Source organism: Niallia sp. HCP3S3_B10 (assembly GCF_052064465.1).
Classification (GTDB): Bacteria; Bacillota; Bacilli; order Bacillales; family Cytobacillaceae; genus Niallia; species Niallia hominis.
The window spans coordinates 1-13,879 of record NZ_JBQHVO010000031.1; the positions used below are offsets into that span (position 1 = coordinate 1).

At 34.6% G+C, this 13,879-nt stretch carries 18 protein-coding genes; 5 read left to right on the plus strand and 13 right to left on the minus strand.

What is annotated here, in order from left to right; translation table 11 throughout:
• Window positions 1-350 precede the first annotated feature (350 nt).
• The gene (locus ACTNDN_RS14090) at window positions 351-1,064 is read left to right on the plus strand and encodes a 3D domain-containing protein (RefSeq protein ID WP_441131333.1); all 714 of its coding nucleotides are present in this window, start codon (window positions 351-353) and stop codon (window positions 1,062-1,064) included.
• A 133-nt stretch (window positions 1,065-1,197) separates the two neighbouring features.
• Here ACTNDN_RS14090 and ACTNDN_RS14095 read toward each other — a convergent pair whose 3' ends face one another.
• Complete coding sequence (locus tag ACTNDN_RS14095) at window positions 1,198-1,674, minus strand: divergent PAP2 family protein (RefSeq protein ID WP_031536919.1); 477 nt, start codon at window positions 1,672-1,674, stop codon at window positions 1,198-1,200.
• Window positions 1,675-2,084: 410 nt separating this feature from the next.
• Here ACTNDN_RS14095 and ACTNDN_RS14100 point away from each other — a divergent pair, with 410 nt between their 5' ends.
• The gene (locus ACTNDN_RS14100; protein WP_031536920.1) at window positions 2,085-3,587 is read left to right on the plus strand and encodes a leucyl aminopeptidase; all 1,503 of its coding nucleotides are present in this window, start codon (window positions 2,085-2,087) and stop codon (window positions 3,585-3,587) included.
• A 70-nt stretch (window positions 3,588-3,657) separates the two neighbouring features.
• Here ACTNDN_RS14100 and ACTNDN_RS14105 read toward each other — a convergent pair whose 3' ends face one another.
• The 3 genes from ACTNDN_RS14105 to ACTNDN_RS14115 are packed head-to-tail and all read right to left on the minus strand — an operon-like array spanning window position 3,658 to window position 5,987.
• The gene (locus ACTNDN_RS14105) at window positions 3,658-4,671 is read right to left on the minus strand and encodes an alpha/beta fold hydrolase (RefSeq protein ID WP_031536921.1); all 1,014 of its coding nucleotides are present in this window, start codon (window positions 4,669-4,671) and stop codon (window positions 3,658-3,660) included.
• 2 nt (window positions 4,672-4,673) lie between these two features.
• A complete protein-coding gene (locus tag ACTNDN_RS14110; RefSeq protein WP_031536922.1) occupies window positions 4,674-5,171 on the minus strand; it encodes a hypothetical protein in 498 nt (165 codons plus the stop codon).
• Between the two features lie 48 nt (window positions 5,172-5,219).
• Complete coding sequence (locus ACTNDN_RS14115) at window positions 5,220-5,987, minus strand: SDR family oxidoreductase (protein ID WP_349205326.1); 768 nt, start codon at window positions 5,985-5,987, stop codon at window positions 5,220-5,222.
• Between the two features lie 74 nt (window positions 5,988-6,061).
• On the opposite strand from ACTNDN_RS14115, the gene ACTNDN_RS14120 reads away from it, so the two are divergent.
• Both ACTNDN_RS14120 and ACTNDN_RS14125 read left to right on the plus strand, forming a co-directional pair.
• A complete protein-coding gene (locus ACTNDN_RS14120; protein ID WP_031536924.1) occupies window positions 6,062-6,253 on the plus strand; it encodes a hypothetical protein in 192 nt (63 codons plus the stop codon).
• On the plus strand, window positions 6,250-6,447 hold the full coding sequence (locus tag ACTNDN_RS14125; RefSeq protein ID WP_031536925.1) for a hypothetical protein: 198 nt from the start codon (window positions 6,250-6,252) through the stop codon (window positions 6,445-6,447). The genes ACTNDN_RS14120 and ACTNDN_RS14125 overlap by 4 nt, the downstream gene beginning before the upstream one ends.
• 115 nt (window positions 6,448-6,562) lie before the next feature.
• On the opposite strand, the gene ACTNDN_RS14130 is transcribed toward ACTNDN_RS14125, so the two are convergent.
• The 9 genes from ACTNDN_RS14130 to ACTNDN_RS14170 form a co-directional block, all read right to left on the minus strand.
• Window positions 6,563-6,943: a hypothetical protein gene (locus tag ACTNDN_RS14130; protein WP_048718477.1), complete on the minus strand. Its 381-nt coding sequence runs from the start codon at window positions 6,941-6,943 to the stop codon at window positions 6,563-6,565.
• 274 nt (window positions 6,944-7,217) lie between these two features.
• The gene (locus ACTNDN_RS14135) at window positions 7,218-7,400 is read right to left on the minus strand and encodes an asparagine synthase (protein WP_235251723.1); all 183 of its coding nucleotides are present in this window, start codon (window positions 7,398-7,400) and stop codon (window positions 7,218-7,220) included.
• Between the two features lie 113 nt (window positions 7,401-7,513).
• Window positions 7,514-7,876, minus strand: coding sequence for a monovalent cation/H(+) antiporter subunit G (gene mnhG, locus ACTNDN_RS14140; RefSeq protein WP_235251722.1), 363 nt, complete (start codon window positions 7,874-7,876; stop codon window positions 7,514-7,516).
• Entirely contained in the window at window positions 7,857-8,144 is a 288-nt protein-coding gene (locus ACTNDN_RS14145; protein ID WP_031536929.1) for a Na(+)/H(+) antiporter subunit F1, read from the minus strand. The genes mnhG and ACTNDN_RS14145 overlap by 20 nt, the downstream gene beginning before the upstream one ends.
• Window positions 8,144-8,620 (minus strand): Na+/H+ antiporter subunit E, encoded by a 477-nt coding sequence (locus ACTNDN_RS14150; RefSeq protein WP_235251721.1) that lies wholly within the window; start codon window positions 8,618-8,620, stop codon window positions 8,144-8,146. Before ACTNDN_RS14150 ends, ACTNDN_RS14145 begins: the two co-directional genes overlap by 1 nt.
• Window positions 8,621-8,625: 5 nt before the next feature.
• A complete protein-coding gene (locus tag ACTNDN_RS14155; RefSeq protein WP_235251720.1) occupies window positions 8,626-10,098 on the minus strand; it encodes a Na+/H+ antiporter subunit D in 1,473 nt (490 codons plus the stop codon).
• Window positions 10,091-10,429, minus strand: coding sequence for a Na(+)/H(+) antiporter subunit C (locus ACTNDN_RS14160; protein ID WP_235251719.1), 339 nt, complete (start codon window positions 10,427-10,429; stop codon window positions 10,091-10,093). Before ACTNDN_RS14160 ends, ACTNDN_RS14155 begins: the two co-directional genes overlap by 8 nt.
• On the minus strand, window positions 10,429-10,854 hold the full coding sequence (locus tag ACTNDN_RS14165) for a Na(+)/H(+) antiporter subunit B (protein ID WP_235251718.1): 426 nt from the start codon (window positions 10,852-10,854) through the stop codon (window positions 10,429-10,431). The genes ACTNDN_RS14160 and ACTNDN_RS14165 overlap by 1 nt, the downstream gene beginning before the upstream one ends.
• Entirely contained in the window at window positions 10,841-13,231 is a 2,391-nt protein-coding gene (locus ACTNDN_RS14170; protein ID WP_031536934.1) for a Na+/H+ antiporter subunit A, read from the minus strand. The genes ACTNDN_RS14165 and ACTNDN_RS14170 overlap by 14 nt, the downstream gene beginning before the upstream one ends.
• Before the next feature lie 232 nt (window positions 13,232-13,463).
• Here ACTNDN_RS14170 and ACTNDN_RS14175 point away from each other — a divergent pair, with 232 nt between their 5' ends.
• The gene (locus ACTNDN_RS14175) at window positions 13,464-13,670 is read left to right on the plus strand and encodes a hypothetical protein (RefSeq protein ID WP_031536935.1); all 207 of its coding nucleotides are present in this window, start codon (window positions 13,464-13,466) and stop codon (window positions 13,668-13,670) included.
• Window positions 13,671-13,879: the final 209 nt, after the last annotated feature.

Below are 13,879 nucleotides of genomic sequence, written 5' to 3' on the forward strand. Positions count from 1 at the left end.
CTACCGCGCTTGCGTTTGGTTGGCGGTCTAACGACCACCAACCAAACCAGAGGGTAAATTATTTTCTACCCACAAACATTTTACTCATACAACTTAGTTTTTTTAGTAATCTAGGTCCATACTTTTCCTTTTTATTAATAGAAAAATTACTATAATTTTTTTATTCCGTTATGCTCTATTCATTTTGATTAGTGGTACAAATATAAAAAATTTTAGTGTTTAAGAGAGTTAAGCACCTAGTTTTTTAGCTTTTTTTGGTATTTTACTAGGAGAAAAGTTCCTCTTTTTAACTATTTATGAATAAATTCTTTGAATATGGGAAATGAATAGTTTTGGGAGGAGTGAAAAATATGAATTTTTATAAAAGGTTTTTTAGAAGAGTAGGAATGGTGCTACTTTTTATGGCAGCTCTACTAACTACATTTCAGTCAATATCAGGTGTTAAGGCAAGTGCGATAAATTTTAGTAATAATAATTATGGACAATCAGAGGCAAGCGAGACGAACGGTCAGTTTGATCATACAATTAAGCAAATTGGGGTAGCATTAAAGAGTTTTAAAAAAGCATTGGTGGAGAAAACACAAATCTCCTCCAGTAAAGAGGTTGCGGGGAAGCCACCATTGTTGGAAAATATGAAAGATTGGTCACAATATCCAACAAGGCGAGTTGTAGCGACTGGTTATACGGCTGGATATGAATCAACTGGGAAGAACCCAGGTCACCCCCAATTTGGGATTACGTATTCAGGTGTAAAAGTAAAAAGAGATTTATATAGTACCATTGCAGCAGATACAAGTGTATTTCCGATTGGGACAATTCTTTTCATCCCTGATTATGGATTTGGAGTAGTTGCTGATACTGGTTCAGCAATTAATGGAAATAAAGTAGATTTATACTATGAAACAGTACAAGATGTCTATAGCCAATGGGGAAAGAAAACACTAGATGTATACATAGTAGAAATGGGTAAAGGTAAATTAACAGAAGAGACATTAAGTGCATTGAATGAAGAAGAATCGATGCAAGTATTCCGTCAACAGTATACGAAAGCAGAAAATAAATAAGCAAAATACATCACACATAAATCCAAAAGGATGTCCTAAAAAGACAGTATTCCAAGCAAATGTACATAACTTGTTTGGAATACTGCCTCTAAGGCATCCTTTTTTATATAAATACTTTTATAAGTAGGAGCTGTTAATAAATAAGCATATGTAATAGCAGCGTTAATAAGATGCCCGTTATTCCTCCGAAAAACACCTCTATAGGTTTATGTCCCAATAATTCTTTTAATTCTTTTCTTTTTTCTTGTTCTGGTTTGTTTTGCCATCCCTTTGCATCATTTAAAAATTTATTAAAATCGTTTACTAAGCGATTTAAAACGATTGCTTGTTCCCCTGCTTGCCTTCTTACACCAGTAGCATCAAACATGGTGATAATGGCAAAAATCGCTGCAACAGCAAAAATCGGTGAATCCAACCCTGTTTGAAGAGCAATAGCAGTTGAAAGGGCAGTTACAGCAGCTGAATGAGAGCTTGGCATGCCTCCAGTACTAGTTAACAGAGACCAATCAATTTTTTTGGTAACAAAAAAAGTAATCGGTACTTTGACAAATTGTGCGAAAAAAATTGCAATTAGGCTCGCAAATAAAGGGAAGTTAGCTAGTAATTCCATAAATAACACCTCATCATTTCTGTTGTAGAATCTGTACTTTTAGTATGTATACCTTATTTAACGCATTACTAATCTTTCATAATAAGGAATATTAATGGAAATAAGGAGGTAGACAGTGGAGCATAGAAAATAAAGAGTGGAATGATTTTTCTCTGTATTTATTTTTTCTGCGCGATTGAGAGAAGAAAATGTATTCCATTTTTTAAATTATTGAGGACAGCATTATCCTTGCTTATAAGGAATGTTTCCACTTATCTTATTATAACATAACCAAATATCGTGCTTTCTACTTAAAATCGAAAAAAATCCGTTAATATTTTAAGGTTGAAAGGAAGAAAAGTAATTAGGTATACGAAATGTTGTATAAATTCGTTATAATAAAGGAAGAAATAGAATGGAGGAATGGAAATATGTTTTCTTATCACAAAGAATGGGATTTTCAAAATAACCATGAAAGTATTATTGTCGGCCTTTTTGACAAATCTATTAAATTAGAAGGAAAGCTTCAGCAATTAGATGAACTTTTTGATGGAGAGTTAACCACTCTAGTAAAAGATGGAGATATTTCAGCAAAGAAAAAATCCATTACTGTTATACATACTTTTGGGAAAATTGGAGCAAAACGAATTATTTTTGTTGGATTAGGAAAAGAAAAAGAGCTTTCTTTTGACGAACTTAAAGAAATATTTGGGGCAACATTTAAACGTATTACAAAAGAAAAATGGGTGGAAACGGCCATTTATTTAGATTCCTTTGTTACGGAAGAAAATGAAGCAGAGGATGTTGCTCATGCATCTAGTGAGGCATTTGGTCTAGCAACCTATGAATTTGTCGGCTATAAGCAAAAGTCAAATGAGCCAGAAAAGAAGATAGAGGAAATAACGGTATATAGCAACGCGGAAGAAGAGGCAGTTTCGGCAGCACTTACAGTAGGGTATGTGTATGGACAGGCGACAAACTCAGCACGTACACTCGTTAATCTACCAGGCAATATGTTAAAAGCTACAGATTTAGCTAATTATGCATTAGAATTAGCAGGAAAATATGGATTTGAAGCAGAAATTTTAGAAAAAGAAGATATGCTAAAGCTTGGTATGGGTGCACTCCTTGCAGTTAACCAAGGTTCAACAGAGCCACCTAAAATGATTGTGCTGAAATACCAGGGAAAAGAAAAGTGGGAAGATGTAATAGGCTTAGTAGGAAAAGGAATCACTTTTGATACAGGCGGCTATTCTATCAAGACAAAAACAGGTATTGTCGGCATGAAAACAGATATGGGTGGAGCAGCAGCTGTCCTTGGTGCAATGGAAGTTATTGGTGAACTAAGACCAGAACAAAATGTTGTTGCAGTAATTCCATCGACTGATAATATGATAAGCGGCCATGCATTTAAACCAGATGATGTTATTACATCGATGAGTGGAAAAACGATAGAAGTATTAAATACAGACGCAGAGGGACGCTTAGTTTTAGCAGATGCGGTAACCTATGCGAAACATCATGGCGCTAATTATCTTGTTGATGTTGCAACGCTCACTGGTGGTGTAATTACGGCACTAGGTATGGAAACAACAGGGGCAATGACGAACAATGAATCTTTATTTGAAAAAGTGTTAGAAGCTTCTTATGAAGCTGGAGAGCAAATGTGGAGACTACCTATATTTGAAAGCCATAAAAAATTGGTACGTAATAGTCCAATAGCTGATTTAAATAATTCACCAGGAGGTGCTGGCCATGCGATTATGGGTGGCGCATTTATTGGCGAATTTGCAGAAGAAACTCCATGGGTACATTTAGATATTGCTGGAACTTCTACACAAAGTAAAGCAACAGATTTAGGCCAGCCAGGTGCAACTGGTGCAATGACAAGAACCCTTGCGCTATTTGTAGAAAGATTTGAAAGTACGAAATAACAATAGCAAAATAAAAATAAGCAGCAAAAGAACCCCGTCCATTTTTAGTGAGGGGGTTCTTGGCTTATAATTAAATGGGAGTACTATGAATTCTAAGCCAATTTTCCATTGGTTCTGGCATATGTGAATGTGCAACGAGACCTGCATGACCTCCTTCAAATAAAACAAAGGATTTATCTTTGCTTGAGACAAGATTCATGATTGGTTCACAGAGGGAACTTGGAACAAGGGGATCATTCTTTGTTGAAAATACGAGAAGATTGGATTCGATTTTTGATAAATTAACTTCTTCTCCATGAATGGTTAAACCACCCTCAATCATTTTATTGTCCCTTACAAAGTCGTTCATAAGTTGCTTAAGTGTTGCTCCGGCAACTGGAATGTGATCCAGTGTCCATTTATTCATCCTTGCCCATTTTTCCGTGTAGTTTTTCTCCCCAGAGCGATTTAGAAGAGCTAAATAATGACTAAAGGACACAGGTGCCACAAGCAGCCTAGTCCCGTATTTTACCGATTCTGGAGGAATAACTCCCATTTTATCAATAAGTTTATCAAAGTGTAATTCCTCTTCGCGAAGTGCTTTTAGCCAATTATCGTAATCTGGAAAAGCAGAAAAATCGATTGGAGAAACGGCAAGGACGAGATTTTTTATATTAGCATTATCTAATGCGGAGAATATAGTAGCAAGTGTACCTCCTAGACAAAAGCCAATGACGGTGAAGGAATCTGAGTCTGCATGTCGCATTGCCCGATTGAATCCTGGTTGAATATACTTTGTTATATAATCATCAATTGTTAGATGGCGATCTTCATATGCTGGTATCCCAAAATCGATTAAATATGCATCATATCCTGCATTATTAAATGCCTCAATTAAACTCATGGAAGGGCCTAAGTCGAGAATATATGGTTTATTGACAATAGAATAAATAAGATAGATAGATTCTTTGAATTTTCTTTTTTTGGAAGGGTAGTACCATAATGTCGCTTTATTTTTTTTCCATATTGCATACCTTTCTGTTTGTCCAACAACTGGGTCATATGATAATGTATGAATAAAATTTGCTAGATTTTTTTTTGCCATAATTATATCGCCTGATTAGGAAAAGTGGAGTGGCTGATTTCATCTTTTTGTAATTCTAATTGTTGTTTTGCTTGTGATAATTCATATTGCAGTGTGGAAATTCTTTGTTCTTGTTCTGTCATTTTATTTGATAACTGTAAGGAATAATCATCGGATGGACTAAAGCTTAATTGCTCTATTAATTGCTTTACTTCTCTCATCATATTAGTCAATTCATACAATTGATCATCAAGATTATCAATTTTCTCTTCTGATTGAATAATTAATTGGGTAGCATTTGCTAAATCTGTTTTGGTAGGAAGATTGATATAATTACTTAATTGTTCTGAGTAGTTTTGAATCTGATCAAGCTTGTTTGTTAATGGGTTTGTTTTTGTACTTGTAAAATCAATGATAGACATTTGATTTAAACTATTTTTGATTCGGTTATTTATCCGATATTGCAGTAGGTTTCCACCTTTTTTTAATAACTCATAAAAGTCGATTGTAACATGAGCCATTTTCTTATCCCTCTTTCTTTTCTTTTTTTGAACATCTACAGAAGCTTTTTACAGTATGGAAGAAAGTCCACCATCAATAGCGATAATTTGTCCAGTGATATAATTAGATGCTTCTCCTGATAAAAGAAGAATGATTCCGTCTAAATCATTTAGTTTACCTAAACGTCCTGCTGGAATTTTTGCACTAATTTGCTTTTTATGATTTTCGAATACTGTCGTTATTTTTGTTGGAAAAAATCCTGGGGCAATCGCATTTACTTGAATATTGTATGGTGCTAATTTAATTGCTAATTCTTTTGTTAACGTAATAAGAGCCCCTTTACTAGTGTTATATGCTATCGCGTCTAATAGCTGTGGTGGTGTCCCGCTAAATGCCGTAACAGAGGAAATATTAATGATTTTGCCGTGGTTTTGTTCTGCCATTTTTTTAGCGACTGCCTGTGAAAATAAAAAAGTCCCTTTAACATTTACATCGAGTACATTGTCCCATTTGTCCTCAGGGTAATCTAAAAAAGGCGCAATCCAAGAAGTGCCACTGTTATTAACTAAGATATCAATTGTTCCGAATTTCTCGATTGTTTTACTAATAACCTGTTCAATATCCTCTTTTTGGGAAACATCGCAAGACAGGGCTAACACATTAATTCCTTTATCCTGTAATTTAGCAGCTGTTTTTGCACATTGCTCTACATTTCTAGAACAAATGACGATATTTGCCCCTGCTTTTCCTAATGTGTCTGCCATTTGTTCTCCTAACCCACGACTACCTCCAGTAATGATTGCTGTTTGATTCGTTAAATCAAATAGTGAATTCATTTTATTTACCATTCCTCCTGCTACATCTATTCCATATAGTATAGACAAGCAATGTCCTAAGGGTGAATAAATTGATGGATTTACCTATGCCTAACCTGTATCTCACTTTAAATGTTCGTCTACATGATTTAGTTAAATTAGAGAGAATTCATGTTAGAAGAAATTTAGCTGTTAAAGGCAATAGCCCAGTCCAAAAAGGGGACATTCGCATAGAAAATAGAGTAGAGAGAAAAAAGTATAAAGAGAGTGGAGGTAATTGCGAATGATGCACGGTTATCCATATCGATATCAATATCCGCAACAAGATTCAAGAGTTTGGTTTGCAGCACCATTTGTGGGTGGCTTATTAGGAGGAGTTCTAGGAGGAGCTTTAGTAAGACCTAGACCGTTCTATGGTCCAGTACCATATGGACCTGTTCCGTATGGACCAGTGCCTTATGGACCGTATCCTTATTACTAAAAAGCAAATTTGAAATTTTATACATGTTTGTAAAGACGATTTAGTGTGACCTGGTTTTTGATTCTTTCAGTCTGCACCTATAAGCAGTCTGAAAGAATCCATTAGCAAAAATTTTTTACCGCCATCTTAATTGAACAGATAAAAAGCAGCAATTGGGAGGATTATTTTTGTGATCAAAGTTTAATGTTAAGCCATCTGGATTATAGGAAATTTTAGGTGTTTCCTTCATACCAATAGATTTAAATAATTGTTCCATTGTATCTGTTTTAGATAATTGGGCTGCACTCATTATGTTTTTAGAGAATTCGTAGGAATTAGCTAACTGCTTTATACAGGCTTCGGCATCGGATAAAAGATTTAATGTGTCCTTAGCAGAATCAATAAACTTAGCAGGATTTACTTCAGGAAATTCACGAAAATAGATAGGATAATGAAGATAGGGATGGAATGCTGCAGGAGTATACGTATTGCGGTGATAAAAAAGGGCTTGGTACATACTGGACATTCCTTTCGTACAGAATAATCAATCATTTCACTTCTTAAAACCTATTCTGAATAGAAGTAAAATATGTATCGAGAGAAAAATAAAGACTTGAGATCATTTACAGGTTAAAATAACCGTTCATGATTTCAAGTCTTTATATAGTCTTTTCTTATATTCATGGGAATCATGGTATAATTAAATGCCTGTTCCCTATGGAGAAGTCAATCATGGATTAAACATTGCTTCCTATATCTCAAGAAAGCTAATTCCACGCGATACGTTTTACTTAAAAGTTATGGCGGTGTTCGATTAGGTCAATTGTTCCAAGCACGATGTGGGCTAGTCCAAAACCGAACACTGTATTGGAGATCATCGAATCAATTTTTCGATTTTGCTTCATTACCATTCCGGCTGTTGTAACAGCTGTTCCAAGGACAGTAGGGATTAATCCTTCACGAATATGCTTCATTTTATGGCGCTCCTCTAATGGTTTTGGTCCTAAGAAAGGACTTGATTATTATTCGCTATTAATCCATTGTTTACCCTATCCTAAGTAACAGTTACTTATGGGAAATGATGGACTCATTTTTCCCTTGCGGCTGCCTCTTTTGCCTGTTTTAAATCATCTCTAATTGTTACATCCGCCATTGGTATTTTACTATTATATGCAGCACGAATAATAAGCTGTCCTGCAACTGGAGAAGTTAAGAAAATAAAAGCAATCGCAAGAATTAAGCGAGAATTAAAAATTTGTTCTGCCTGAAAAAAATACAGACATACACCAAGAAGGATACACATTACCCCTAGAGTTGCTGATTTGGACGCTGCATGGCTTCTTGTGTAAACATCTGGAAGGCGCACTACTCCAATGCTTGCAACAAGGCTTAACAGGGCTCCAAGGAGAATAAGAACAGCGATAATAATGTTAATGATTGTCTCGGTCATTTTCGATAATTTCTCCTTTCTCTAGATACTTAGAAAAAGCTACTGTCCCGATAAAAGCTAAAATACCTATGAGAAGAATAACTTCCAAAAAGGCTGAAGTTTTTAATACTACTGATAAAATAGCAGTAATAGCTACTAGGTTTATTCCGATTGCATCAAGAGCAACCACTCTATCAGGAGTGGTTGGTCCCTTTACAACCCGATAAATAAATAAAATGGTTGAGATAGAGACGATAAATAAGGATATGTTCATGATAGTTTGGAACATTAAATACTCACCTCTTGTATGGCTTTTTCAAAGTTATGTTTGATACTACTAATCGTTGCCTCTTTATCACTAATATCCATGGCATGAATATAGAGAATTTTATTATCCTCTGAAATATCCACTACAAGTGTTCCAGGTGTAAGGGTAATTAGATTACAAAGTACAGTTATTTCCCAATCCTTCTTTAATTCCGTTTCCAATGCAAAAATTCCCGGTGTCACCTTCAGCTTAGGCTGTAGAATAACCTTTAACACTTCAATATTAGAAAGGATTAGCTCTCTCAAGAAGATACCTAAAAGCTTTAAAATGGAGACAACCCGGTATAAATAAAACTTATCTGAGAAAAATCTTCTTGTAATATAGATAAGGATCAAGCCAATTATGAACCCGATTAGAAACGTATCTGGAGCGAAGGAGCCTTTCAGAAACATCCAAATAAAACTGATAAGAAAATTTAATAATAATTGAAATGCCATCGTTATCACTCCTTTAATACAGCATGTATATAGTTTTCAGGCTGAAGCAGATTCTCAGCAGCTAAAGAAATATAGGGTGAAAGCACCTCTGCCCCAATTCCGATAAAGACAGAAAGAAGAACTAGTATACAGCCGGGTAATAAAAGTGTTCTTACAGGCTTTTTCATCACATTATCTGATTCTTCTCCCCAAAACCCTTTTACAAATATTTTAATGACAGAAAGTAATACAAAGAGACTTGATAGAACGACAATAATGCTTCCAATATAATTACTTGCTTCAAATGCTCCTTGTATAATAAGTAATTTTCCGACAAAGCCACTTAGTGGTGGAATCCCTGCTAGACCTAGTGCTGCAAGGAAAAAGGTCCAAGCTAGGAGAGGATATTTTTTCATTAACCCGCCCATGTACTTTAAATTGCTAGTACCAGTAATATAAATCATGACGCCAATTAATAAGAAGAGAGCTCCTTTTATAATCATGTCATGTAAAAGATAAAAAATGGATCCGGTAAGGGAAACAGCATTAAAGGTGGAGAATCCAAACAAGATTACCCCAATTGCAGTAACGATATTATAGATAATTATTTTTTTTACGTCGTTATAAGCAATAGATCCAATAGCCCCTAAAATTATGGTTATAAGGGAAAGAATGCCTAATAGCGAAAAGACGTAAGAATCTTCGTAAAAGAATAAGGAGTAAGTTCGGACAATGGAATAGACTCCTACCTTTGTTAATAATGCTCCAAATAATGCAAGAATAGGGATTGGCGCTGCATTATAAGAGCCGGGAAGCCAGAAAAATAATGGAAAAATAGCTCCTTTTAATCCGAATACGATTAGAAAAAGGACAGCAATTACTGTTAATATTCCAGCTCCTCCTACTTCACTAATGCGCTCTGATATAAAAGCCATATTTAATGTACCAACAACAGAATAAAGGTAGGCAACAGCTATAACAAAGAGTGCAGATGCAACAACATTTACAATTATATATTTTACTGTTTCTCTTAACTGGACTTTTGTGTTTCCAAGAACGAGTAGTACATAGGAAGCCATTAACATTACTTCAAAGAATACAAATAGATTAAAGATATCGCCAGTTGAGAACGCTCCAATAACGCCAACTAAAAGAAATTGAATAATGGAGTAATAAAAGTAAGATTCCCTTTCTCTCTCCATTCCTTTAAAGGAATAAATGATGCAACAAAATGCAATAATGTTTGTAGTTAACACAAGTAGTGCAGATACCATATCTGAAACAATGGTTATTCCAAAAGGAGCATCCCAATTACTTAAATTTACTGTTAGAATTCCATCATTTTTAATTTGTTCTATCATAGATAATGTAACAATAATGGAAACACTAATGCTTAATAAGGAAAAAATGCGTTGTAAAATGATTTTCTTATAGAAGAAAATCAAAATAATTCCCGTAAATAAAGGAATTAAAATTGGAAATAGAATTAAATTACTCATACTTTTTCCCTCTCAATTTCTCCATATTATCTGTCCCTAATTCTTGATAAGTTCTGTAAGCAAGTACTAATAAGAAAGAAGTAACCCCAAAGCTAATAACTATGGCTGTTAATATTAACGCTTGAGGTAAGGGATCAGCATAACTTTTTGCGTGCTGTCCCAATAGAGGGGCAGCACCCTTTTTAAGTCCACCCATTGTTAATAATAATAAATGAACCCCATGACTAAGAAGTCCTGTTCCAATAATAATGCGTAATAGACTCTTAGAAAGAATTAAATAAGTTGCACACATAAACAAAATTCCGATTATAAATGCCATTAAGAATTCCATTAGTCATCCTCTCCAATCGTTTGAATAATGGTCATTGTAACGCCTACTACTACTAAAAAAACACCGAGATCAAATAACGCAGCAGTATGAAGAGACGTTTCTCCTAATAAAGGCAAATGCACATGTTTATTAAAAAAATGCGTTAAAAATGGTTTGTTAAATAATACGGCAATCATACCTGTTAAGGTACTTATTAACAGGCCAATTGCAGCAACATAGATAAAATTTATCGGGAAGATTTTCTTCACAAATTTTATATCATAAGTAATAAGTAATAGAACGATTGCTCCACTTGCCATTAATCCACCTATAAATCCTCCACCTGGTGTATAATGCCCAGCAAAAAAGAGATCAACAGAGTATAGGAGTATCAGAAAAACAATGACTTTTGTGATGGTTTGTAAAACTAAATTATTTATTTTCATTTTTCTTTCCCCCCATTCTCAAGGTTATCATGGAATAAATACCAATTGCAGCAATGGAAAGCACCGCTATTTCAAAGAGCGTATCAAATCCCCTGAAATCAACTAAGATTACATTTACCATATTTTCTCCTGCCGCTTTTAAATACGTATTTTCCACATAATATTGAGAAATGGAATCGAATAGTTTTGTGCTATAGGAAGCAATTGCAATAAGCATAATAACGAGTCCTACTAACACAGAAATTACTGCATTGGACAATTTAAAAGGAATACTTTCTTTTTTTCGTGCGTTCCGTGGTAAATGATAAAAACATAGTAAAAATAAGGCGACTGATACTGTTTCAATTACCAATTGTGTCAATGCAAGATCTGGTGCCCGAAATACTACATAGAATAAAGAAACCGTATATCCGACTGCACCTAAAAGAATAATGGAAGTTAACCGTGATTTAGAGAACAAAATAGAAATAGCTGAAACAACAAGAACAAGTGACAAAACTACTTCATAGCCTCCAATTGGCGCAAGTCGAAGCGTATCAATTGTAAATCCATCCTTTGCAAATAAAGTATAGGATAGGATAAGGATAAAAAAGGTGAAGATATAAAATAAATAGGTTCGAAGGGAACCAGTCATATATCTGTTTGTCATCCTACTAAATAGATTTTCTGTTTCCCCAAATAATTTATCATATATCGAATTCCATATAACAGGAATAGATTGATAAATAACAGCCCATTTTCTAACAGTTAAATAAAGGATTGTCCCAAATACAATGACACCAATCGTCATAAATAGTTCTGGTTCGAAACCATGCCAATGATAGATATGAAGATCATATACGCCTCCGCCATAAATGGAAGTGATAGCAGGAGATAGAATGGTATTTGCTAGTAACCCTGGGAACAGTCCGAATACTAGAACAAGAGATACTAATACAATTGGTGAAATTAGCATACCCATTGGTGCTTCATGTGGCTTAGTAGATAATTTTTCCGGTTGATATCTCCCTGTAAAGGTTTTAAAGACTAGAATCATACTATACACGAATGTAAAGATGCTACCGATCCATGCGATAATGGGTAACAGAACTCCCCAAGTATCTAATTGAAACATATTGAATTCACGAATGTTCAACATGCTCGCAAAAAACATCTCCTTGCTTAGAAATCCGTTAAATGGAGGAATTCCAGCCATGGATAACGAGCCAATCAAAGCAATGGCAAATGTGATTGGCATTATTTTCATTAGTCCACCTAAACGACGAATATCTCTTGTCCCGGTTTCATGATCAACAATACCAACCATCATAAACAAACTACCTTTAAATGTGGCATGGTTGACAAGATGGAAGACTGCCGCTGCCGTTGCAACATAATAAACACTATCATTATTATAATGTGCTCCAGCAGCACCAATTCCTAATAAAGACATAATCATACCAAGCTGACTAATTGTTGAATAGGCAAGAAGTCCTTTTAAGTCCACTTGCTTTACAGCAAAGAATGAACCGTACAAAAGGGTGATAATCCCGACAAGTGATACAATCCAAATCCAATAACCAGAAACTGCAAATACAGGGCTTAAGCGTGCTACAAGATATATCCCAGCCTTTACCATCGTAGCGGAGTGCAAGTAGCTGCTGACTGGAGTTGGAGCTTCCATGGCGTCTGGTAGCCAAATGTGGAATGGGAATTGTGCAGATTTTGTAAAAGCACCAAGTAAGATACAAATCATAGCCAATATGAATAACGGATGGGAAATGATAGATTCTTGTTGGACGATAGTAATAATTTCTGAAATGGTAAATGACCCGGTCATAATATAAAGCAGGATTATTCCAGCTAATAAAGAAAGTCCTCCAAATACCGTAATTGCCATTGATTTAATAGCCCCATAACGAGAATTACTTCGATTATTCCAAAAACCGATTAGAAGAAAAGAAGAAATACTTGTAATTTCCCAGAACATATACAGAGCAATTAAATTATCTGATAATACAACTCCAAGCATAGCCCCCATAAATAAGAGAAGATACACGTAGAATTGATTAATCTTTTCTTTGTTTTTATCCAAATAATAGATGGAATAAAGAATGACAAGTGCGCCAATTCCAGATATTAAAAGAGAAAATAGCATTCCAAGACCATCTAATTTTACTGAAAAGTCAATACCTAATGATGGAATCCATGCAATCGATTCTGTTTTTGCCTGTAAATTGGACGTCGCTCCAATATTGCTACAGAAATAAATAAACAGTAGAATGGGCAGTGGTAATATAAACCATCCCGTATGTACTTTTTTCATCAATTTATATGCAATAGGAATCAATAGAGTGTATAAAAATGGTGAAAGTACAACCCAGTGAAGAATAGACAAATTAAACCCTCCTTAAACAAAATCTAAATAAAATGACTTTGAAAATGAATGAACATGATAAAGTATAACGCAAAAAAAACCGCTATGCACATAGGAAACTTGAAAATTATTGGACAATTAACTTTGCTATTAAATAGGAAGAAACAGGTCTAAAACTGCAAAAAAATTTTTTTGTTTTTTTGTGTAAAACACCCACCTTTTTGCTCAAACTAATGGAGAGGTGGTTAAATAGATGAATATAAAACCAAAAATATGTATTTCCATTTGTATATTTTCTTTTTGCCTCTTAGTAGGGATTTTCTTGAATAGCTTTCAAAAAAGAGAATTTTATTCATTAGATGAGCTCTTACTTCTAGAAGATGAAGACTCCCTTTTTCTAGAAGAAACGATGGTTCCCTTTCAACCTAGAGAATATATACGCAAAATAGCAGTAGAATAAAGCTTTAAATAAGAGGGACAGCCTTAATATCAGGGGTGTCCCTCTTTTATGTTTTACATTGCCTAAAAAAATATGTGTAGGAAGAAGATTTTTTAATGGGTCATTCGCGAGGAAATAATTGCTGAGTGAACTGGTATAAAAAGTCTTGAAAAAAACTCCCGAAAAAATACAGAAAATTAAAAAGGTTAAGTGATATTCTGTTATAATAA